We start from the raw sequence: 19189 nt of genomic DNA on the forward strand, positions 1-19189 counted from the left end.
CATCACCTTCTTCATGGTCACCACCGTCTTCACCGCGATCCACGGCATCGACTACGGACTCCCCAAGAAGGAGATGTCCTCCAACATCAAGCCCCAGGAATCGGTGTACATCCACCTCAAGGCCAGCGGCGAGATCACCCTGGATTTTGTGCCGGTCAGCTCCATGGAGCAGCTCGCCTCATACATCAAGGGCAAGATGGAACAGACTCAGGGACGCAAGCCGGTCATCCTGCGGACCGATCCCGAGGTGCCCTACGGGGTGACGGTCGAAGTCCTGGACGTGCTGAAACAGCTCGACATCCAGAACATCTCGATCCCGACCCAGACCGACATCGAGCTGTGGAAGGATTATTTCCGCGATTGACCCGGCCGGCGGCCGCCGGGCTCGCCCGCGCCCGCCGCGCGCCCCCGCACTGAAACTTCCGGACCCGATCCGATTCTTAGCGGATGGCGGCTCGGAATGACGCCACACAGGTGAACGCCATGGGAAATCCGACGATCCGACATCCTTTCCGTCCCGCGGCCCGCGGACTGCGCGCCGTTTGGCTGGCGGTGGCGCTGGCCCTGGCCGCCGGCGCCGTGCTGGCGGATTACAACGACGCCATCATGCTCTTCAAGCGGCAGAAATACCGCGACGCGCTGCGCCGGATCCAGCCCGACGTGACCAAGAATCCTGAGTGGGAATTCGGCCACCGGTTCGTCGGAATGTGCTACTTCAAGCTCCGGGAGTACGATTCGGCGGTGCGGGCGTTTGAGCGGGCGGCGGAGCTCAAGAGCACCGAACCGTCCACCTTCCTCGGCCTGGCCGAGTCGTACTACCAGATCGGCCAGCTGGACAAAGCCGTTGAAACCCTCGACCGCCATAAGGCACTGTTCACCAAACGCAGCGACCTGTACAACCTGTACCGTATCCGCGCCTTCACCACCTTCAAGCAGGGCCGGTACTACGATTCCGCCGACGCCGTGGTCCAGTCGTTTCAGTACGCGTCGGGGAGCGCGCAAGACTGGCTGATCCTCGGCCTGAGCTACTTCCGGACCAACCAGGACGACAAGGCCCGCCAGGCGCTGAACACCGTGCTCCAGATGGACAAGGACAACGCCACGGCGAAGGAGTATCTCGGCCGCCTGCGGCTGCGCGAGGGTGAGTCCGCCCTCAAGAACAAGAACTACCCGCTGGCCCGGGACGTGTTCACCGCCCAGCTCCAGAGCAACCCCGGGGATGCCGCCAGCGCATTCAACCTGGCGCTGGCCCAGATCGGTCTCAAGGACTGGGCCAACGCATTGGCGTCACTGGACAAGGCGAGCGGCGCCTTCGGCAGCGAATTCCGCTATCATTATTTCCGCGGCTTTGTGCTGGAGAATCTGGGGAAGTATTCGGAATCGGAGCAATCGTACCAGCGGGCGCTTCAGCTCGAAGCGAACGCCCAAGCCCGCGAAGCCCTCCAGCGCGTACAGCGCCGCAAGGCAAACAAATGAACCCGGCTGCGGGCGCGGCCGGGTTCCGGACAGGGTTCAGAAGCTCTTGATCGCGTCGTCGACGGTCTTGTAGTACTCGAACACCGTGATCAGCTTGGTGATGGTGAGCAGATCCACGATCCGGTCGGTGACGTTGGCCAGCTTCAGGGTGCCGTTGGCTTTCCGCATGGTGGTATAGCAGCGGATCAGCTCGCCCAGTCCGGAGCTGTCGATGTACGGCACGCTGGACAGGTCGAGGATGACTTTCTTTGTATTCTTGGCCAGCAGGTCGTCGATCTTTTTCTTGATGGCAATATCGCCTTCGCCCATGAGGATCTTGCCGTGGATTTCCAGTACGGTGATCCCGTTCACCTCTTTCTCATTGATCTGCATGGGAACCTCCTAAGGATAATTGGCGAAAACAATTATTACCACATGTTTAAAAAGGATGTCAAACGCTTTTATGGTACGGATAATCAAAGCGATCGGCCGAAAAAATGCTTGCAATGCCATGTGGCTTGTGATTGAATACGCGGTCTGCATATTTTGACACGGAGGCGTACGTTGCTCACAATCAGGTTAACCCGCAGAGGCTCCAATAAGCGGCCCGATTACCGTGTGGTGGTGACGGAAAAATCGGCTCCCCGAGACGGGCGGTTTGTGGAAATCGTCGGGCATTATCATCCGAAATGCAATCCGGCCCAGGTCATCCTGAACATGGACCGGATCCAATACTGGCTCAGCAAGGGGGCTCAGCCCTCCGATACAGTCCGACGACTGATCGACAATGCGGCAGCCTCCAAAACCTCGGAATCGTCGTCATAACGCCCTGTTACCGCATGTAGTACTGGAACTCGCTCGAATCACAGGAGGAGCGCATGAAAGAGTTACTCGAAATGATCGCGAAGGTGCTCGTCGACAATCCGGAACAAGTCCAGGTCACTGAAGTGGAAGGTGAACAGACGACTGTTCTGGAACTGCGCGTGGCGCAGGTCGATTTGGGCAAGGTCATCGGTAAACAGGGGCGGACAGCGCGCGCCATCCGCACCATTCTGGGCGCGGCCGGCATGAAGATGCATAAGCGGTTCGTGCTGGAGATTCTGGAATAGAAGCAGGTGACCACGCCCGATCATCTGGTAATCGTCGGTACCATCGTCAAACCGCACGGGATACGGGGAGAGCTCGTTGTGGACCCCCTCAGCGACTCTCTGGAAATGTTCAAGCAGGGCCAGGCCCTGCAGCTCTTTCAAGAGACGACCGGCTGGCGGTGCCTGCAGGTGGAACACGCCCGATGGCATCAGGGCCGGGTGCTTCTGACGCTCGGCGGCGTGACCAGCCGGACCGAAGCGGAGCAGCTGCGGCACGCGGATCTTTACATGGATGCCTCCACCCTCCCGTCCCTGGGACCGGGCGAGTACTACCACTACCAGATCCTGGATTGCGCGGTCGTGGATGTCGCCGGGCGGCGGGTGGGACGCGTGCGGTCCATCCAGGAACCCGCCGGCGTGCCGATGCTCGAGATCGACACCGGCCGGGCCACGTTCCTTCTGCCCTTCGTCGAGGCGTATGTCCAATCGACCGACTTGGCGCGGGCGGAAATCGTCATCCGGGACTATGAGGGGCTGCAGGACCTTGAATCGTGATGCGGATCGATATCATCACCATCTTCCCGGAGTTGTTTGCGTCGGTCTTTGATTTCGGCATGATCCAGAAGGCCCGGAAGTCCGGCTGCCTCGAGCTGACGTGCTGGGACCTGCGGCAGTTCACCACCGACAAGCACCGGACGGTGGATGACCGGCCGTTTGGCGGAGGCGAGGGCATGGTGCTCAAGCCCGAGCCCCTGGCGGCCGCCATCCGCCAGGTCTGCGCCGGGCGCTCCGACTCGTGGGTGATCTACCTCACGCCGCAGGGAACGCCCCTGCACCAGGAGCGCGTACGCGGACTGTCGACCCGCGAGCACCTGGTGTTGATCTGCGGTCGCTACGAGGGAATCGACCAGCGCGTGATCGACCAGTTCGTGCACGAGGAGATCTCGGTGGGCGACTTCGTGCTCAGCGGCGGCGAGATCCCCGCCATGATTCTGGTGGACGCGGTGACCCGGCTGCTCCCCGGCGTGGTGGGCCATCCGGACTCCACGCGGAACGAGTCATTCGAGGAGGGATGCCTGGACTGCCCCGTGTACACGCGGCCCGAGGTGTTCGAAGGCCGACAGGTCCCGGAAGCGCTCATGTCCGGCAACCACGCGCTGATCCGGCGGTGGCGTGACCATCAGCGCCGGGAGCGGACGCGGCAGCGGCGTCCGGATCTGTGGAACAGGAACAATATAACCAACGAGGTGAACGATAATGAATAAACTCGACGTCATCGAGAAAGAGTATCTGAAAACCGACCTGCCGGCCATCCGCATCGGCGACACGGTGCGGGTGCACGTAAAGATCGTCGAAGGCGACAAGGTCCGCATTCAGCTCTTCGAGGGCGTGGTGATCGCCCGCAAGCATGGCGGAGTCCGCGAGACCATGACGGTGCGCAAGACCTCCTTCGGCTACGGCGTGGAGCGGGTGTTCCCGCTGCATTCGCCCGTCGTGGACAAGGTTGAAGTGGTTCGTTCCGGCAAGGTCCGCCGAGCCAAGCTCTACTTCTTGCGCAAACTCAGCGGCAAAGCCGCCCGGCTCCGCGAGGACCGCTAACCGGCATCCGACAGCATGCCCTGCAATCCAACCCGGCCCGGCCGGGTTTTTTTTTGCTCTTGTTTTGAATGATATTGCTATAATGTATTCGTAATGGTTGAAAGGGTGCAACGGGCGCTATTTGATAAGAACTGGCGCTTTCCCGTAGAGAAGGAATTCGACTGGAGTCGAACCCGGCTCATCGCAGGGGTGGATGAAGTGGGACGGGGCGCTCTGGCGGGTCCGGTCACGGCCGCGGCGGTGATTCTCGATCCGGAAAACTGTGTCGAGGGGATCACCGACTCCAAACAGTTGTCCGCGCGACAGCGGGAGCGGCTGGCCGCCGAAATCGAACAGCGGGCGCTCGGCTGGAGTATCGCGTCCCTGTCCAACGAGGAAATCGATCGGATCCACATCGTCGAGGCCACGCGGCGATGCATGATCCGGGCGGTTCAATCCCTCCCCCTGCAAGCGGAACTTATTCTGGTGGATGCACTTGTCCTGACCGGACTTGACATCCCATCACGAAGTCTGATAAAAGGAGATGCCTTATCCGTCAACATCGGTGCCGCTTCCATCATCGCCAAGGTGCACCGGGACCGGTGGATGAACGCTGCGGCGAGAGAATTTCCCCAGTACGGCTTTGATCGGCACAAGGGGTACGGAACGGCGCGGCATCGGGACAGCATCCGGCGATTCGGGGAATGCCCCCTGCACCGGAAATCTTTTCGGCTGCTGGACGAGGCTTAGGCACAGATGGCCGCCTACAACAAAGAGAAACTCCTGAAGAACGCGCAGAAGCTCGTCGCCCAGGGCAAGCTGGAAAACGCGATCAAGGAGTACGAGAAGATCCTGGAGCAGGAACCGAACGATCTCGGCCTGCTCAACACCATCGGGGACCTCAACCTGAGCCTGCAGCGGCCTGCCAACGCAACCAACTTCTTCAAGCGGGTCGCCCAGAAGTACATCGACGACGGGTTCTACAGCCGGGCCATCGCGGTCTATCGCAAGATCGTGATGGCCGACAACCGAAATATGGAGAATCTCGAGGTCCTGGCCGACCTGTTCATCAAGGAAGGCATGGTCTCGGAGGCCAAGAAGCACTACGCGGAAATCGCCCGGGCCTACCTGGTGAGCAACAATTTTCCCCGCGCCTACAAAACATACAAAAAGCTGGCTGACCTGACCCAGGACGATCCCAACATCCACCTGAAACTGGCTGAGCTGAGCCTCAAGCTGGAGATGCTGGACAACGCCCGCGAATCGTACCTGAATGCAGCCGTCATCAGCAGCCGCCGGGGCAATCCCCAGCAGGCCCTGAACAGCATCAAGATGGCCCTGGAGATCGACCCCTACCACATGGGCTCGCTCAAGACACTGTTCAAGATCTCGCTGGAACTGCAGGATTTCGGGCTGCTGACGGACAAGCTGGAGACCGCCCAAAAGCGCAGCCCCGACAACCGCGAGCTGATGGAGATGCTGGGGCAATGCTACATGTTCCAGGGGGAGTTGCAGAAGGCGTTCGAGGTCTTCTCGGCGATCTTCGATCTGGACCAGTCCAAGTATTTTCTCCTGTACGATCTGGCCGAGTCCGCGCTGAAACTGACCCATTACGAGCTGGCCGGCGCCGCCATCAGCAAGGTCGCCGACATCATGCTCAACCGGAAGGAAAACCTGAAGCTGTTCGAAACACTCGAGGCGATCACCAGCCAGGATCCGCTCAACATCGTCGCCTTGCAGAAACTGGCCGAGGTCTACAAAACCCTGTCGGACAACTTCAAGTACTTCAGCACTCTGGAAAAACTGGTCGAGGCGCTCATGCGGCGCAAGCAGTTCCCCGATGCGCTGCAGGTGCTCGAACAGGCGCTGAATCTGGAGCCGAACAACGAAAAACTCCGCAACTTCCACCGCGAGGCGTTCGCCAAGGTCTACCCGAACGAGACGTACACCCCCTACGGCGGATCGGGCGAAGAGGAGGAAGAGAGCGCCGCCCTGTTCGAGTTCGACACATCGGAGTTGAGCCGGGGCACCACCACACCGGGGCAGGGCGACGTGGGTCTGGAGATCGAACTGCTGCTCAGTTACGGACTCAAGGACAAGGCCAAGCTCAAGCTGCAGGAAAAAATCAAGGAAGATCCCAACGACACGGTCCTTCGCGAGAAGCTGAAAAACCTCTACAAGGAGGAGGGCAGCCTCAAGCAGGCCGCGGATCTGTGCTTTGAACTCGTCAACCTGCTGACCTTGCGCGGTGAGCATGACCGGGCGGCCGCCTTCCTGGAAGAGGGGCGCGGCCTCGATCCGACCCGTGGTGACATCTCCATTCCCACCGGCGTGCTGGACAAAGGGATTTCCTTCCCCGAAGAAATGGACACGTCGTCCACCGGCTTCGAACTCCTGGAAGTGGAAGATTCCATCGACCTCACAAACGACCTGTCCGAAATCCTGGTGGGCCCGCGTGAAACGGCGCCGGCCAAACCCGCCGACCGTCCTGCCGCCAGGCCGAAGGCGCCCGAGGAACCGCCCGCGAAGAGAAGCGCCGCGCCGTTGACTCCGCCACCGGTGGAGCCCACTCCCCCGCCGGCGCAGAAGAAGCCCGCCAAGGCGCCGACCAGCGAGTTCTTCACGCCGCTGCCGGAAATCGACTCTGATATCAACCTCCGCCTCGAGGAGACGCTCAAGTCCATCGAGGATCTCGATTTTCTGACCAGACTCGGCACCAGCGGGCTGGAGCTCCCGGGCACCCCGGCCCACAGCGTGCCGCTGGAACCCGAACCAACAGCGGCCGAGGCGTCGATCGACAACCTGAATTCGCTCAAGGACCTGTCGGCCCTCTCCGCGGCGCCGGCCGCCACACCGCCGCCTGCCGCAGCGGCGCCGGCCGATAACCGTGAGGTGATGAACGCCCTGCAGGAAATCGACTTCTACATCAAGCTGGGATTCAACGACAACGCGCGCGAGGAACTGCTCCAGCTCCAGAAGCGCTACCCGGACAACCCCGAGATCCAGGAGCGGCTGAGCCAGCTGGCGGTGCCTGAACCCGTCGAGGAACCCCCTGAACCCGAATCCATCGAGGAAGAGGTCGCGTTCACGCCGCGCATCGAAATCCAGGAGATTCCGCGCTCCGACACCACCCGCGCGGCCGCGTCCGCGGAAGAGTCGGCGGCGGTCGAGGAAGTTACGCCGGAAGAGGTCGACATCGATCTCTTCAGCATGATTTCCGCCGATTCAATGAAGGAGGACACCGAGCGGCCCAGCAGCAGCTATCAGGTCCGCAAGATGAGCCCCAACATGGACGGCGCGGGCGCGCCGGCCGCCGACACGGCGCCGGCCAACCCCTTCTCCGACCTGCAGGCGGATGATGTCCTCAGCAATTCCTTCCTGTTCGGCGAGGAGAAAACATCGCTGCACAAAAAGCCGGACGGACTCTTCGTCCCCCCCGAGCAGGATGCGGTCGTGGAGGACAAGAACACGTCGGGGAAGTCGCTGTCATCGATGCACAACATCTTCTCCGACATCGTCGAAGAGGCCAACAAGGTCTTCGTCGGCGACGCAGTGGAGGAGGGCGATTTCGAAACCCATTACAACCTGGGTTGCGCCTACAAGGAGATGGGGCTCCTGGACGATTCGATCGCAGCCTTCCAGAAAGCGTACAACTGCGTGAAAGACCAGCAGTCCACGCCCAACTTCATCAAGGCCTGCAGCATGCTCAGCGTGTGCTTCTTTGAGAAGGGCCTCTACAAGTCCGCCCTGAAATGGTGCGAGCGGGGCGTCCAGAGCAAGGGACACGAGGACCACGAGTATCAGGCGCTCAAGTTCGACATGGCCCGCGCCTACGAGATGATGGAGGATTACCAGAAGGCCCTGGACGTCTATTCCGAGATTTACGCCGAGGACATCAACTACCGGGACGTGGCCGACAAGATCAAGGCGCTCCGCATCAAGATCAAGTGACCCCCCACCTCATGCCGCGCTCATCCAGCTTCCTGTACAAGTATTTTTTTGTGGTGTACATGATCTACTGCTTCTACGTCGGCGCGCTGCTCACCGTCATGCCCTGGATATCCTGGATCTGGGAGAACAACTACCTGCTCTACCACTTTCCGACCGCCCGTCCTGTCCTGCTCAATCCGTTCCTCCGCGGCGCCGTCTCCGGCCTAGGCATTTTGAACATCCTCATCGGCATCGAGGAGATCGTGCGCTACCGTCGCTGGAGGCGCACGCCGCCGGCGGAATGACGCGCGGCGCGTCCGTGCGCCCTTCGGCTGTATCTCCGCCGGTCTATTCCTTCTGAAACGGAGTGAATTGTCATGACCCTGATTGATCGGATTCAACAAGGCGACATACCGGACGCGTTGCGGGCGGTCGCTGCCGCCGAGTCCCGGGATCTCGAGTTCATACTGGCCGGCCTGCGGTCGGGGCGGATCGTGATCCCGCAGAACGCCGCCAAGACGCTGCGCCGGCCCGCCGGCATCGGCGAGGGGCTGCGGACCAAGGTCAACGCCAACCTCGGCACGTCGCCGGAGCACGAGAACATCGACGAGGAGCTGGCCAAGCTGCGGGTGGCTGTCCGCTTCGGCGCCGACGCCGTCATGGACCTGAGCACCGGCCGCCTGATCCGTCTCACGCGGCAGCGGATCATCGCCGCCTCCGACGTCATGGTGGGCACCGTTCCCATCTACGAGGCGGCGGTCCGAGCCCGCGACGCGCACCAGACCTTCATCAGGATGACCGCGGATGAACTGTTCGGCGTGATCGAGGACCACGGCCGCGACGGCGTGGACTTCATCACCGTCCACTGCGGTGCCACCCGCGCAGTGGTGGAGCTGCTGCGCCAGCAGGGCCGGGTGATGGACATCGTCAGCCGCGGCGGCTCGCTCCTGGTGGAGTGGATGATCTGCAACGACTGTGAAAACCCGTTGTACGAGCACTTCGACCGACTGCTCGAGATCTGCCGCCGCCACGACCTGACTCTGTCGCTCGGGGACGGCCTGCGGCCGGGCTGCCTGGCCGACGCCACGGACCGCGCTCAGATCGGCGAAATGTTGGTGCTCGGCGAGCTGACGCGCCGGGCCCGCGCCGCCGGCGTGCAGGTGATGATCGAGGGGCCGGGCCACGTGCCCCTGCAGATGATCCCCGAGAACATGCGCCTGGAGAAATCGCTCTGCGAAGGCGCGCCGTTCTATGTGCTTGGCCCGCTGGTCACCGACATCGCCCCCGGTTACGACCACATCACCGGGGCCATCGGCGGGGCCGTGGCCGGGATGCACGGTGCGGATTTCCTCTGTTACGTGACACCGGCGGAGCACCTGCGGCTGCCCACCGAAGAGGATGTCCGCCTGGGCGTGATCGCCTCCAAGATCGCCGCTCACGCCGCGGACATCGCCAAGGGCCTGCCCGGCGCCATGGATCCGGACCGGGCCATGAGCGTGGCCCGGAAAAACCTGGATTGGGACAGTCAGTTCCGCCACGCCCTCGATCCGGAGCTGGCCGGACGCATGCGGCGGGAGCGTCCCCCAAAGGGGCAGAGCGAGGTCTGCACCATGTGCGGCGAGTTCTGCGCCGTCAAGACCAGCCAGGAGGCGATGGCGCTCCTTCGCGCGAAGAAGCGGTGATCCCGCGGGCCGGTCACTCCCCCCGGGTCGGATACAGTTCCAGCACGTACAGCGAGCTCCCCGCCGCTTTGTCATGGATGGTGATCCGGTAGGGATCGCCGGCCGATCCGTCTCCGGCCAGCGCCGCCTCCCCGCGCCCGTGGATCTGCTGCAACCGGTAGGCGCCGCCCGGTTCCAGTCCCGTGGCGTCCCGGAACATGTACTTGAGATCGCGGACGCCTGCGCCCCCCTCGGGCCGGGCGCGCAGCATCGCGCCGACAATCTCCAGCCGCACCTCGTCGTCCACCTCGGCGTATATCGACAGGACCGGCGGGACACCCCGCTCCCGCTTCCCCTGGTAAGCCGAGAACCGGAAGCGTCCGGTGCCGCCGGTCGCCACGTCGTCCACCCGCACCACCAGGGTGAACGCATTCCAGCGGTCCCCCTGCCGGATGACCTCCACTTTGCCCCGGCCCGCCTCCCGCACGATGATTACCGGAAACACCCAGGGATCCAGTGGATGGAAGGATTGAAAGCGCATGGCCTGGATGGCGCGGTCCCGCTCGTGTTCCACCAGGCAACGGTCGCCGCGAAACTTGAGCAAATCCCGACCGTCTACCAAGCCCTCCCACGTGAACAGGAGGCGGGCACCCGCCGGCGGCTCGCCCGACTCTGCGGTGCGGGTGGCGGGCGCCGCGGGCGGCTGGCCGCAGGCGGCCAGCCACATGGCGGTCAGCACGAGTGCCGCACCGGCGACCAAGTTCGGAGAGGATGAAGTCTGTGTCATGCGGCGAGGGCTCCCGCCGGCGACGCCGGGCTCAGCCCTCGAGGCGCCGGATCATGGCGAAGTAGAGACGGATTTCGCGACCGTGCGGCGGCTTCAGGATGAGCTGGCGCCCGTTGGGGGTGTCCGCCAGCCCGGCAAACTCGCCCTGCAGGCGGCGACCGTCCACATGCACGGCCTCAAGAAACCGACCGCCCCGGTCCTGAAACTCCCGTACCGCGTCCTCAATCACTCGAAGATCCCGCATGCCTGACCGCCTTTCGAATCATGGCTCCATGATACCGGAACGCGCGGACCATTGCAACGCCCGTCCCGGTCCGGGCGCCGCGTGCTATAATGCCGCCTTTTATGAACCGAACCGCACGTGCCATCCTGCTGCTGCTGGCGGTCGCGTCGCCGGCTTGGTGCGCGGACCCGCCGCCTGCGGACGCCCCGACCCCGCCGGCGATCCGGGACACGGTGATCGTCTCGGCCTCGCTGGCTCCGGCGGAGCTGGACCAGGCCACCCGCGACGTGACGGTCATCCCGGGCGACACGTTGCGCCGGTGGCCGGTCCGGCGGGTGACCGATGTGCTGGCCCTGGCGGCGGCGGTGGATTTCCAGCCGACGGTGGCCGGCGGATTGTTCGGCGACATCCACCTGCGCGGCTCCAACGCCGCGGGGGTGGTCGTGTGCATCGACGGTGTGCGCTGGAACGACCCGCAGACGGCCCATTTCAACATGGAGCTCCCGGTGCCGCCGGAGCTGATCGAGCGGGTGGAAATCCAGACCGGCTCGAACTCGGTCTTTTTCGGCGCCGACGCGGTGGGCGGGGTGGTGAACATCATCACCCGGCGGACCGGGCCGGAACGCATCCGCCTGGAGGTCTCCGGCGGGTCCTTCGGCAGCGCGGGCGCGTCGGCGGCCGGCTCCGCCCGCCTGGGAAGCGGCTTCATGCAGGTGTTCGCCGGGCTGAGCCGCAGCGACGGGTTCACGGCCAATCGGGACTACCGGCTCGGCCAGGTTTGGGCCGGCTTCACCCAGCCCCACCGGCTGGGTGAGACGACGCTGGATTACGGTCATCTCGACAACGCGTTCGGCGCCCAGGGGTTCTACGGACCCTACCCGTCCTGGGAGCACACGCAGAGCCACGGACTGTTTTGGCGCAACGCGCTGACCGGCGGTCCATTCCGCTCCGTGCCCACCCGGGTGGATCTGGCGTGGCGGCAGCACAAGGACGACTACATCCTGGTGCGGGACCACCCGGAACTCTACCGGAACCACCACGACAACCGGACCCTGCAGATTCAGGTGCACAGCGTGGCCGCTGACACACCGCGCTGGCGCTGCACGGCCGGCCTGGAACTGCGGCATGCCGCGCTGGCGAGCCGCCGGCTGGGCGACCACGGCGCCGGCCAGGCCGCCGGCATGATGGAGCTCCAATGGTTTCCCGCCCCCCCGTACATCGTACAGGGCACGCTGCGGGTGGACCGTTTCACCGGCTACGGGACGGTCTGGACGCCGGGGCTGGGCGTGGCCTGGTTGCCCGCCGGCGACTGGAAGCTGCGGGCCTTCGCCGGCCGGGCGTTCCGCACCCCTTCCTTCACGGAGCGGTACTACTGGAGCCCGGCCAACATGGGGAATCCGGACCTGGCGCCGGAGCGGGCGGTGACCCTGGAGGGCGGCGCGGACTGGTACGGGGCCGCCGGGACGTGCGTGTCGGCGACGGTCTTCGTCCGCCGGGACGACGAAATGATCGATTGGATCCGCGCCGCGCCAGCCGACCCGTGGCGGGCCGCCAACGTCGGCCGGGCCACCGTCGCCGGCGGCGCCGTCCAGGCCGCGGTGCCGCTGGGCGAACGGCTCCAGCTCCAGGCCGGGTACGCCTTCAACGACCTGGCGTACGGCGAGGCGGTGGACTACGAGTCGAAGTACGCGCTGGACCACTGCCGGCATCACCTGTCGGCCCAGCTGACCGGATCGTGGAGCGGCGGCGGCACCTGGAGCGTCTCGATGCACCACAAAGCCCGGGCCGGCGTCGGCGAGCGGTATACGCTGCTGGCGGCTCAGGCGGCCCGGCGCTGGCGTGTCTTCGAACTGTACATCCGGGGGGAAAACCTGCTGGGGGAATCCTACCAAGAAGTTCAGGGCGTGCCCATGCCCGGCCGTGCCGCCTATGCCGGTCTGCGGGTGGAGCTGCCGCTGGCCGCACCGTAGGGTCCGCGTCGGCCGCGCCGTTGATTCCGCTTGGCCCGGACTTCCCGGCGCGGTTATAATGCTTTCGGTCAACATTCGGTTTCAATAATCTGATCTGCCGCGCCGACCGGCCGCCCGCTGTGTTCGTCGCGCCTAACGGAGCGTTTGCATGCGAATGGACACCGCGTATCAAGTCAGCCAGATCCTGGCCGTGTGCGGCCAGTCAGCCGGTGTCCTGGCCGCCCTGGTTGCGGCGGTGATCTGCACCCGCCGCCGGTGCCGCCCGTGGGCCGCTTGGCTGCTGTTCGCCGGCTGGTGCGGCTGGCTGTTGCGGGACTTCGGCCAGTTGGCCGTGGCCCAGATGCTGTCGTTCGGGTTGTTCGCGGCCTGGTCCGGTCTGGCCATCGATGCGATCGGGATCCTGGCCGGCGGGCTGGTCGCGCTGGCGCTCTTCCGCCTGTCCCGCCCGTTCCAGCCAGTCACGCGGACCGAGGTGCATCATGGCTGATCCGGATTCCGTGGTCCGCAACCTCTACTTGGTGGACGCGGGACTCTGGGTGTTGCTCTACCTGCTGCTGGCCTGGATCGCCCTCGTCCGGCTGCGGGCCACGCGGAGCGGCCGGTTGTTGGGATTGGGCTTCTTCCTGCTGGCGCTGCGCATCATCCTCCAGACCGTCCTTAACCGGCTCATCCTGCCCGCCGCCGCCCCGTCAGCCCCGGTGCTGGCGGCCATCGAGCTGACATTCGGAATGATCGGCCTGGCCCTCGGGCTGTGGGTCGCGTACGGCGTACTGCTCATCCCCCGCGCCCTCGACGATCTGGCCAGCCGGCGTGCGTGACCCAGATGAATCTCACCTGGAGAAACATATGAACAGACCATCCCGCATCATGACGCGACCGGGGACAAAGGCGCTCGGTCTCGCAGCGCTACTGTTCGTCCTGTTCGCGACGGTCCAGGCCGCCGGCGGACCGGCGCCGCGGACCGGGGAGCAGATCTACCTCGCGGCCTGCTCCCACTGCCACGGGGTTGACGGCCGGGGAGTCCCGGCGGATCAACTTTTACTGCCCGTCCCTTTACCCGACTTCACCGACTGCCAGTTCGCCCCCCGCGAGCCCGATTCGGACTGGGCCGCAGTGATGCATGAGGGCGGCCCCGCCCGGGCGTTCCACCGCACCATGCCGGCGTTCGGCGATGCGCTGTCCGGCGACGAGATCCAGTTGGCGCTCAACCACGTCCGCACCTTCTGCGCGGAGAAATCCTGGCCCCGCGGCGAACTGAACTTCCCCAAGGCGCTGATCACCGAGAAGGCCTTCCCCGAAGACGAGCTCCTGGTGGTGTCGTCGGTAGCGCTGGAGGGGGACGGCGCCGTCGCCAACAAGGTGATCTACGAGAAGCGGTTTGGCGACCGGAACCAGATCGAGCTGGTGTTCCCCTTCGCCGCCCACGACCGGACGGACGGCAGCTGGCAGGGCGGCCTCGGCGACATGGCGTTCGCCTTCAAGCGGGTGCTGGCCGCCAACTGGCGGACCGGGACCATCGTCAGCCTCACGGGCGAGCTGGTGTTCCCCACCGGCAGCGAGGCCAGGGGCTTCGGCAGCGGCTGCTTCACCGTGGAGCCGTTCATCACCTTCGGCCAGGCGCTGCCGGCTGACAGTTTCATCCAATTCCAAGGCGGGTTCGGATTCCCCATCGATGACCAGGCCGATAATGAGGCCTTTTGGAGGACCGCTCTCGGCAAGACCTTCACCCAGGGGATCAGTGGCCGGAGCTGGACCCCGATGGTCGAGTTCCTCGGTTCCCGGGAGCTGGCGGACGGCAAATCCACCGACTGGGACGTGGTCCCCCAGCTGCAGGTGTCGCTGAGCCAGCGGCAGCACATCCTGTTCAACGTGGGGCTCCGTCTGCCCGTCACCGACACCGGGCCGCGCCGAACCCAACTGGTCATGTACCTGTTGTGGGACTGGTTCGACGGCGGATTCCTGCAGGGCTGGTAAGGGAGGCGGTCATGAGAAACATGTTGCTGGCATCAATCCTCTCGACAGCGGTTACCCTGGCCGCCGGCGCCCCGCTTCTAGCCGGCGGATCGGCGGGCGGCGCCCCGGCCGGCCCGGCGCCGGTCTTTGGCACCGCCGACGTCTGCTTCGCCTGCCACACGGGTGTCATCACCCCGTCCGGCCGGGACTTGTCGTTTGGAAACCAATGGCGAACGACCATGATGGCCAACTCCGCGCGCGATCCGTACTGGATGGCCGGCGTGCGTCGGGAGATCACCGATCACCCGTCCCACCAGGCCGCCATCGAGGACGAGTGCAGCGCCTGCCACATGCCCATGGCCCGATACTTGGCCAAAGCCGCCGGCGGGCAGGGCGCGGTGTTCGCCAACCTGCCGGTGGGCCAGGCGGCGGCCGCGCACGCCCCGCTGGCGGCGGATGGCGTATCGTGCACCCTCTGCCACCAGATGTCGGCTGCGGGTCTGGGCCAGCGGTCCACCTTCACCGCCGGGTTCGGAATTGACGTGCCCGCGGCGGGCGCAGCCCCACTGGTTCACGGCCCGTTCGACGTGGACGCGGGCCGGCGGCGGATCATGCTCTCGTCGTCGGGATACGCGCCAGCCCGGGGCGCCCATCTGAGCGAGTCGGGAATCTGCGCGAGCTGCCACACCATCATCACCGCCTCCCTGGGACCGAACGGCGAGGCGGTTGGAGAGCTGCCCGAACAGGTCCCCTACCTGGAGTGGGAGCATAGCGCCTACGCCGGCACACAAAGCTGCCAGTCCTGTCACATGCCCCCCGAGGCGGAGCCGACGGCGCTCACTCCCGTGCTTGGCGATCCGCGACCCGCGGTCTCGGCCCACACCTTCCTCGGCGGGAACGCCCTGATGATGCGCATCTTCAACCGGTATCGCGGCGAGTTGGGCGTCGCCGCCCTCCCCGAGGAACTGGATGCGGCCGCCCGGCGCACCGAGGCGCATCTGGCTGCCGAATCCGCCACGCTCGAGGTGTCCGCCGCCCGGGCGGACGGCGGGCACCTGGTGGCTGACGTCGCCGTGGTCAACCGGACCGGACACAAGCTGCCCACCGCCTACCCATCCCGCCGCGCCTGGCTCCATGTTGCCGTTCGCGACCGCAACGGGGCGGTCGTGTTCGAGTCCGGCGCCGTGTCGCCGGACGGCCGCATCGTTGGCAACGACAACGACACCGACGCCGCCCGCTTCGAGCCGCACTACGACGAGATCACCTCCGGCGACCAGGTCCAGGTGTACGAGCCGATTTTGGGCGATCCCGCGGGTGCGGTCACCACCGGTCTGCTCACCGCCGTCTCATACTTGAAAGACAACCGCCTGCTGCCCCAGGGATTCGACAAGCGGACCGCGCCGAAGGAGGTGGCGGTGCACGGATCGGCATCCGCCGACGTCAACTTCGCCGGCGGCGGCGACCGGGTCCGCTATGCGGTGGACGTGTCCGGCGCGACCGGCCCGTTCACCGTCAGCGTCCGGCTCTATTACCAGTCCATCGGCTACCGCTGGGCGAAGAATCTGGCCGGTCGGACCGACGCGGAAAGTAACCGGTTCACCCGGTACTACAACGCCATGGTCGCGGGATCGGCGGTGGTGCTGGCTGAGAGTTCCACCCGGGCGGAGTGAATCCCGGTTCCGGTAACACCCGGCGCGCGCCGGGGCGGGCCGCGCTGTTTGAAACCGAAGGCCGCCTGCAGCGCAGGCGGCCTTTTGTCGTGTCCGGGAGCACCCGTGGGCATTCTGACTGCTAAACCGGCCGGGGTCGCGTGACGGTCCGGGTGCGGTGACGATCAGTAAGGACCCCACGGACCGCCCCGCCGCGGCGGGTCATTCCGGTACACCTTGAACTTGCGGCGGTACCACCAGCCCCGCAGCCGGAGCCAGCGATACTTCAGGTCCGGCAGAAGGGTCCGGTACCTGAGCAGGAGGTAGCCGAAGGCCATGCCCCCGAGATGCGCCACATGGGCGATGCCGTCCTGCACCCCGGAGAGCGAGAACATCAACTCCAGCACGATGGTCGCCACCACCAGGTACTTCGCCTTCACCGGCAGGACGAAGAACACCAGCAGGTACCGGTCGGGAAAATACATGGCGTACGCCAGCAGTATCGCGTACATGGCGCCCGACGCCCCCACGATGGCGGCGGTGGAAAACGGGCTGACCGCCAGGCTGCACAGGCCGGCGCCTACGCCGGTGATCAGGTAGAATGCCACGAACCGGCGCCGGCCGAGGATGCCCTCGATCTCCGGACCGAACATCCACAGGATGAGCATGTTGAACACGATGTGCAGGAGCTGGGGGCCGTGCAGGAACATGTAGGTGACCAGGCGCCAGATCTGACCGCCCAGCGTCACCGTGACCGGAATCAGGCTCATCCAGAGATCGAGCCAATAATAGTGCAGGGAGCGGTCGAGTGTCTGTCCCAGATAGACCGCGATGTTGAGGATGAGAAGCGTCTTGACCACGGGGGTCAGAGGCGGGCCGATGGCGACGCGGGTCTGGTAGGTGTGGCTCATGGGTATTCACTATACCCAAACGGTCCGCGGCGAGACAAGAGAAATCACCGGCGCGGGCGCGCAAGTCCATCTTTTATATTGAAAAACCACCGGGGCTCTTTTACAATCCAACCATCATCTACCCGCGACAGGATCAGGAGGCAATCGTATGAGCGAATCCTTGGAAGCCCTGGGCATGATCGAAACCCGAGGTTTCACCGCCATGGTGGAAGCCGCCGACGCCATGGTCAAGGCGGCCAAAGTGGTGCTGGTCGGTTATGAGAAGACCGGTGGCGGCCTCAACACGGCCATTGTGCGCGGCGACGTCGCCGCCGTAAAAGCCGCCACGGACGCCGGGGCGGCGGCCGCCCGCAAGGTGGGCGAGCTGATTGCCGTCCATGTGATCCCGCGGCCGCATCCAAACCTGGATGATGTGCTGCCCATCATTCCCAGGGACCGGGCCAAGGGCAAGGCATAACACGATCCGGGGGGTGCGGCGCACCCCCCGGGCTTTCTCTCCCGGACAAACGCGATGATCATCGGTCGAGTGTGCGGCACGGTCGTAGCCACCCGCAAGGACCCCCGGCTCGAGGGGAAGAAGCTCCTCATCGTTGAACGGTTGAACCCGACCGACGGGACGCCGCGCGGGTACATCATCGCCGTTGATACCGTGGGCGCCGGAGCCGGCGAGCGCGTCCTGTGCGTCAGCGGCTCCTCGGCCCGTCTCTCCCACGGCATGAAAGACCACCCCGTCGATACCGCCATCATCGCCATCATTGACTCCATCTGCCTGGACCGATAGGGGCCGCATGCCCGCCGCCCGCCCGCCGGTTCTCGATTTTCCCACACTGCAGCATCGCCTTGAGGAAGCCGGCATCGTCGGCATGGGCGGCGGCGGATTCCCCACCCACCGCAAGCTGAGGCCCAGCCTGCACACCGTGATCATCAACGGCGCCGAGTGCGAGCCGCTGCTGGCCAGCGACCGCCATCTGCTGGCCAACCACCTGGCCGAGGTCGTGGCCGGCGCCGACGCGGTGGCCCGTGCCTGCGGCGCCGCCGAGGTCACCCTCGCGGTCAAGGCCAAACACGCGGATTGGGCGCGGCGCCTGGCGCCGGACCCGGACGGCGTGCCGCTCCGCCTGGCGGCGCTGCCGGACGTTTACCCCTCCGGCGACGAGTTGTTCGTCATCCGGGACGTCGCCGGCCGAGTGCTGCCCCAGCGCACCATCCCGGCGGATGCCGGTTTTTTTGTGGGCAACGCCGCCACGTTCAAGGCGATTCACGACGCGCTGCGCGGCGTCCCGCTGACCCGGCGCTACGTCACCGTCTGCGGCGCGGTGGCCCGTCCGATCACCGTCGAGGCGGCCATCGGCACGCCGTTCCGCGAGCTGGCCGCCGCCGCGGGCGGCGCCACGACGCCCGACGTCCGCTACCTGGAGGGAGGCGTGCTCATGGGCGCGCTGACCAGCCTGGACGCGCCGGTGACCAAGACCACGGCGGCCCTGATCGCGCTGCCCGCCGACCATCCGGCGATCCTGGAGCGCACCCGGCTGCTGCACTATTCGGTCAGGATCGCAGAGCACATCTGCTGCCAGTGCCGCAAATGCACCGAGCTGTGCTCCCGTTACCTCATCGGCCACGACATCGAGCCGCACAAGCTGATGCGCCTCATCGGCTCGGCCCGGGACTACCGCGACCTCCACTCCGACATGGTCTTCCACTGTTCGGGCTGCGGCCTCTGCTCCCTGGTCGCCTGCCCGTTCGACCTGTCACCGCGACGGCTCATCATGGAGTCGCGCCGGAGCTTCCCCCGCCCGACTGCGCCCGCCGGCGATCCGGTCGAACGGGCCGACGTGGAGTTGTTCACCGTTCCCACCCGCCGGCTGATCCATCACCTGCGCCTCGACCCCTACGACCGACCGGCCGAATTCGCCGGGTCCCTGCCGGTGCCGGCGGAGCTTCACCTGCCGCTCCGGCAGCACGCCGGCGTGGCGGCGGAGCCGGC

At 65.4% G+C, this 19189-nt stretch carries 23 protein-coding genes; 19 read left to right on the forward strand and 4 right to left on the reverse strand.

Translation table 11 applies throughout. The features are described 5' to 3' along the window. Together GX414_16115 and GX414_16120 are read left to right on the forward strand one after the other, a co-directional pair. A partial coding sequence (locus GX414_16115) for a biopolymer transporter ExbD (GenBank protein NLI48627.1) occupies positions 1-364 on the forward strand: 364 nt, incomplete at its 5' end. A gap of 119 nt (positions 365-483) precedes the next feature. Beyond that, positions 484-1476, forward strand: coding sequence for a tetratricopeptide repeat protein (locus tag GX414_16120; GenBank protein ID NLI48628.1), 993 nt, complete (start codon positions 484-486; stop codon positions 1474-1476). A gap of 36 nt (positions 1477-1512) precedes the next feature. Here the strand turns inward: GX414_16120 and GX414_16125 are convergent, their stop codons facing one another. Further along, on the reverse strand, positions 1513-1848 hold the full coding sequence (locus tag GX414_16125; GenBank protein NLI48629.1) for an STAS domain-containing protein: 336 nt from the start codon (positions 1846-1848) through the stop codon (positions 1513-1515). A 171-nt stretch (positions 1849-2019) separates the two neighbouring features. On the opposite strand from GX414_16125, the gene rpsP reads away from it, so the two are divergent. The 9 genes from rpsP (at position 2020) to thiC (ending at position 9733) form a co-directional block, all read left to right on the forward strand. Then, positions 2020-2280 (forward strand): 30S ribosomal protein S16, encoded by a 261-nt coding sequence (gene rpsP, locus GX414_16130; GenBank protein NLI48630.1) that lies wholly within the window; start codon positions 2020-2022, stop codon positions 2278-2280. Between the two features lie 53 nt (positions 2281-2333). After that, on the forward strand, positions 2334-2564 hold the full coding sequence (locus GX414_16135; GenBank protein NLI48631.1) for a KH domain-containing protein: 231 nt from the start codon (positions 2334-2336) through the stop codon (positions 2562-2564). A 6-nt stretch (positions 2565-2570) separates the two neighbouring features. Beyond that, positions 2571-3098: a 16S rRNA processing protein RimM gene (gene rimM / locus GX414_16140; protein ID NLI48632.1), complete on the forward strand. Its 528-nt coding sequence runs from the start codon at positions 2571-2573 to the stop codon at positions 3096-3098. Beyond that, complete coding sequence (trmD, locus tag GX414_16145) at positions 3098-3808, forward strand: tRNA (guanosine(37)-N1)-methyltransferase TrmD (GenBank protein ID NLI48633.1); 711 nt, start codon at positions 3098-3100, stop codon at positions 3806-3808. The genes rimM and trmD overlap by 1 nt, the downstream gene beginning before the upstream one ends. Next, entirely contained in the window at positions 3801-4142 is a 342-nt protein-coding gene (gene rplS, locus GX414_16150; protein NLI48634.1) for a 50S ribosomal protein L19, read from the forward strand. Before trmD ends, rplS begins: the two co-directional genes overlap by 8 nt. A gap of 93 nt (positions 4143-4235) precedes the next feature. Continuing rightward, positions 4236-4871 carry a ribonuclease HII gene (locus tag GX414_16155; GenBank protein ID NLI48635.1) on the forward strand — a complete coding sequence of 212 codons (636 nt, stop codon included), beginning with the start codon at positions 4236-4238 and terminating at the stop codon, positions 4869-4871. A gap of 6 nt (positions 4872-4877) precedes the next feature. Continuing rightward, positions 4878-8072 carry a tetratricopeptide repeat protein gene (locus GX414_16160; protein NLI48636.1) on the forward strand — a complete coding sequence of 1065 codons (3195 nt, stop codon included), beginning with the start codon at positions 4878-4880 and terminating at the stop codon, positions 8070-8072. Between the two features lie 11 nt (positions 8073-8083). Next, positions 8084-8356, forward strand: a complete 273-nt coding sequence (locus tag GX414_16165; GenBank protein ID NLI48637.1) for a hypothetical protein — start codon at positions 8084-8086, stop codon at positions 8354-8356. A gap of 66 nt (positions 8357-8422) precedes the next feature. After that, positions 8423-9733 carry a phosphomethylpyrimidine synthase ThiC gene (gene thiC, locus GX414_16170; GenBank protein ID NLI48638.1) on the forward strand — a complete coding sequence of 437 codons (1311 nt, stop codon included), beginning with the start codon at positions 8423-8425 and terminating at the stop codon, positions 9731-9733. Positions 9734-9746: 13 nt separating this feature from the next. Here the strand turns inward: thiC and GX414_16175 are convergent, their stop codons facing one another. Both GX414_16175 and GX414_16180 read right to left on the reverse strand, forming a co-directional pair. Then, positions 9747-10499 (reverse strand): hypothetical protein, encoded by a 753-nt coding sequence (locus tag GX414_16175; protein NLI48639.1) that lies wholly within the window; start codon positions 10497-10499, stop codon positions 9747-9749. A 31-nt stretch (positions 10500-10530) separates the two neighbouring features. Beyond that, positions 10531-10743 (reverse strand): hypothetical protein, encoded by a 213-nt coding sequence (locus tag GX414_16180; protein NLI48640.1) that lies wholly within the window; start codon positions 10741-10743, stop codon positions 10531-10533. Between the two features lie 101 nt (positions 10744-10844). Here GX414_16180 and GX414_16185 point away from each other — a divergent pair, with 101 nt between their 5' ends. The 5 genes from GX414_16185 to GX414_16205 all read left to right on the forward strand — a co-directional run bounded on the left by GX414_16185 (position 10845) and on the right by GX414_16205 (position 16315). After that, a complete protein-coding gene (locus GX414_16185) occupies positions 10845-12692 on the forward strand; it encodes a TonB-dependent receptor (protein ID NLI48641.1) in 1848 nt (615 codons plus the stop codon). A gap of 148 nt (positions 12693-12840) precedes the next feature. After that, on the forward strand, positions 12841-13179 hold the full coding sequence (locus tag GX414_16190; protein ID NLI48642.1) for a hypothetical protein: 339 nt from the start codon (positions 12841-12843) through the stop codon (positions 13177-13179). Then, positions 13172-13510, forward strand: coding sequence for a hypothetical protein (locus GX414_16195; GenBank protein ID NLI48643.1), 339 nt, complete (start codon positions 13172-13174; stop codon positions 13508-13510). The genes GX414_16190 and GX414_16195 overlap by 8 nt, the downstream gene beginning before the upstream one ends. A 28-nt stretch (positions 13511-13538) precedes the next feature. After that, the gene (locus GX414_16200) at positions 13539-14666 is read left to right on the forward strand and encodes a cytochrome c (protein ID NLI48644.1); all 1128 of its coding nucleotides are present in this window, start codon (positions 13539-13541) and stop codon (positions 14664-14666) included. Positions 14667-14677: 11 nt separating this feature from the next. Continuing rightward, on the forward strand, positions 14678-16315 hold the full coding sequence (locus GX414_16205) for a hypothetical protein (GenBank protein NLI48645.1): 1638 nt from the start codon (positions 14678-14680) through the stop codon (positions 16313-16315). Between the two features lie 164 nt (positions 16316-16479). On the opposite strand, the gene GX414_16210 is transcribed toward GX414_16205, so the two are convergent. Beyond that, positions 16480-17205 carry a rhomboid family intramembrane serine protease gene (locus GX414_16210; protein ID NLI48646.1) on the reverse strand — a complete coding sequence of 242 codons (726 nt, stop codon included), beginning with the start codon at positions 17203-17205 and terminating at the stop codon, positions 16480-16482. Between the two features lie 148 nt (positions 17206-17353). On the opposite strand from GX414_16210, the gene eutM reads away from it, so the two are divergent. From eutM to GX414_16225, 3 genes are all read left to right on the forward strand, one after another. After that, positions 17354-17662: an ethanolamine utilization microcompartment protein EutM gene (gene eutM / locus GX414_16215; protein ID NLI48647.1), complete on the forward strand. Its 309-nt coding sequence runs from the start codon at positions 17354-17356 to the stop codon at positions 17660-17662. 54 nt (positions 17663-17716) lie between these two features. Continuing rightward, on the forward strand, positions 17717-17986 hold the full coding sequence (locus GX414_16220) for a EutN/CcmL family microcompartment protein (protein ID NLI48648.1): 270 nt from the start codon (positions 17717-17719) through the stop codon (positions 17984-17986). Between the two features lie 7 nt (positions 17987-17993). Continuing rightward, a partial coding sequence (locus GX414_16225) for an electron transport complex protein RnfC (GenBank protein ID NLI48649.1) occupies positions 17994-19189 on the forward strand: 1196 nt, incomplete at its 3' end.

The organism is Acidobacteriota bacterium (assembly GCA_012517875.1).
GTDB lineage: Bacteria > Acidobacteriota > JAAYUB01 > JAAYUB01 > JAAYUB01 > JAAYUB01.

What these genes read in the sequence shown, in the direction of transcription:
- GX414_16200 (NLI48644.1), top strand. Translation starts at nt 13,539, where the DNA reads ATGAACAGACCATCCCGCATCATGACGCGACCGGGGACAAAGGCGCTC.
- GX414_16190 (NLI48642.1), top strand. Translation starts at nt 12,841, where the DNA reads ATGCGAATGGACACCGCGTATCAAGTCAGCCAGATCCTGGCCGTGTGC.
- GX414_16185 (NLI48641.1), top strand. Translation starts at nt 10,845, where the DNA reads ATGAACCGAACCGCACGTGCCATCCTGCTGCTGCTGGCGGTCGCGTCG.
- GX414_16125 (NLI48629.1), bottom strand. Translation starts at nt 1,848, where the DNA reads ATGCAGATCAATGAGAAAGAGGTGAACGGGATCACCGTACTGGAAATC.
- GX414_16135 (NLI48631.1), top strand. Translation starts at nt 2,334, where the DNA reads ATGAAAGAGTTACTCGAAATGATCGCGAAGGTGCTCGTCGACAATCCG.
- GX414_16210 (NLI48646.1), bottom strand. Translation starts at nt 17,205, where the DNA reads ATGAGCCACACCTACCAGACCCGCGTCGCCATCGGCCCGCCTCTGACC.
- eutM (NLI48647.1), top strand. Translation starts at nt 17,354, where the DNA reads ATGAGCGAATCCTTGGAAGCCCTGGGCATGATCGAAACCCGAGGTTTC.
- GX414_16180 (NLI48640.1), bottom strand. Translation starts at nt 10,743, where the DNA reads ATGCGGGATCTTCGAGTGATTGAGGACGCGGTACGGGAGTTTCAGGAC.
- GX414_16155 (NLI48635.1), top strand. Translation starts at nt 4,236, where the DNA reads ATGGTTGAAAGGGTGCAACGGGCGCTATTTGATAAGAACTGGCGCTTT.
- GX414_16195 (NLI48643.1), top strand. Translation starts at nt 13,172, where the DNA reads ATGGCTGATCCGGATTCCGTGGTCCGCAACCTCTACTTGGTGGACGCG.
- GX414_16165 (NLI48637.1), top strand. Translation starts at nt 8,084, where the DNA reads ATGCCGCGCTCATCCAGCTTCCTGTACAAGTATTTTTTTGTGGTGTAC.
- GX414_16220 (NLI48648.1), top strand. Translation starts at nt 17,717, where the DNA reads ATGATCATCGGTCGAGTGTGCGGCACGGTCGTAGCCACCCGCAAGGAC.
- rplS (NLI48634.1), top strand. Translation starts at nt 3,801, where the DNA reads ATGAATAAACTCGACGTCATCGAGAAAGAGTATCTGAAAACCGACCTG.
- GX414_16160 (NLI48636.1), top strand. Translation starts at nt 4,878, where the DNA reads ATGGCCGCCTACAACAAAGAGAAACTCCTGAAGAACGCGCAGAAGCTC.
- GX414_16205 (NLI48645.1), top strand. Translation starts at nt 14,678, where the DNA reads ATGAGAAACATGTTGCTGGCATCAATCCTCTCGACAGCGGTTACCCTG.
- GX414_16175 (NLI48639.1), bottom strand. Translation starts at nt 10,499, where the DNA reads ATGACACAGACTTCATCCTCTCCGAACTTGGTCGCCGGTGCGGCACTC.
- GX414_16120 (NLI48628.1), top strand. Translation starts at nt 484, where the DNA reads ATGGGAAATCCGACGATCCGACATCCTTTCCGTCCCGCGGCCCGCGGA.
- trmD (NLI48633.1), top strand. Translation starts at nt 3,098, where the DNA reads ATGCGGATCGATATCATCACCATCTTCCCGGAGTTGTTTGCGTCGGTC.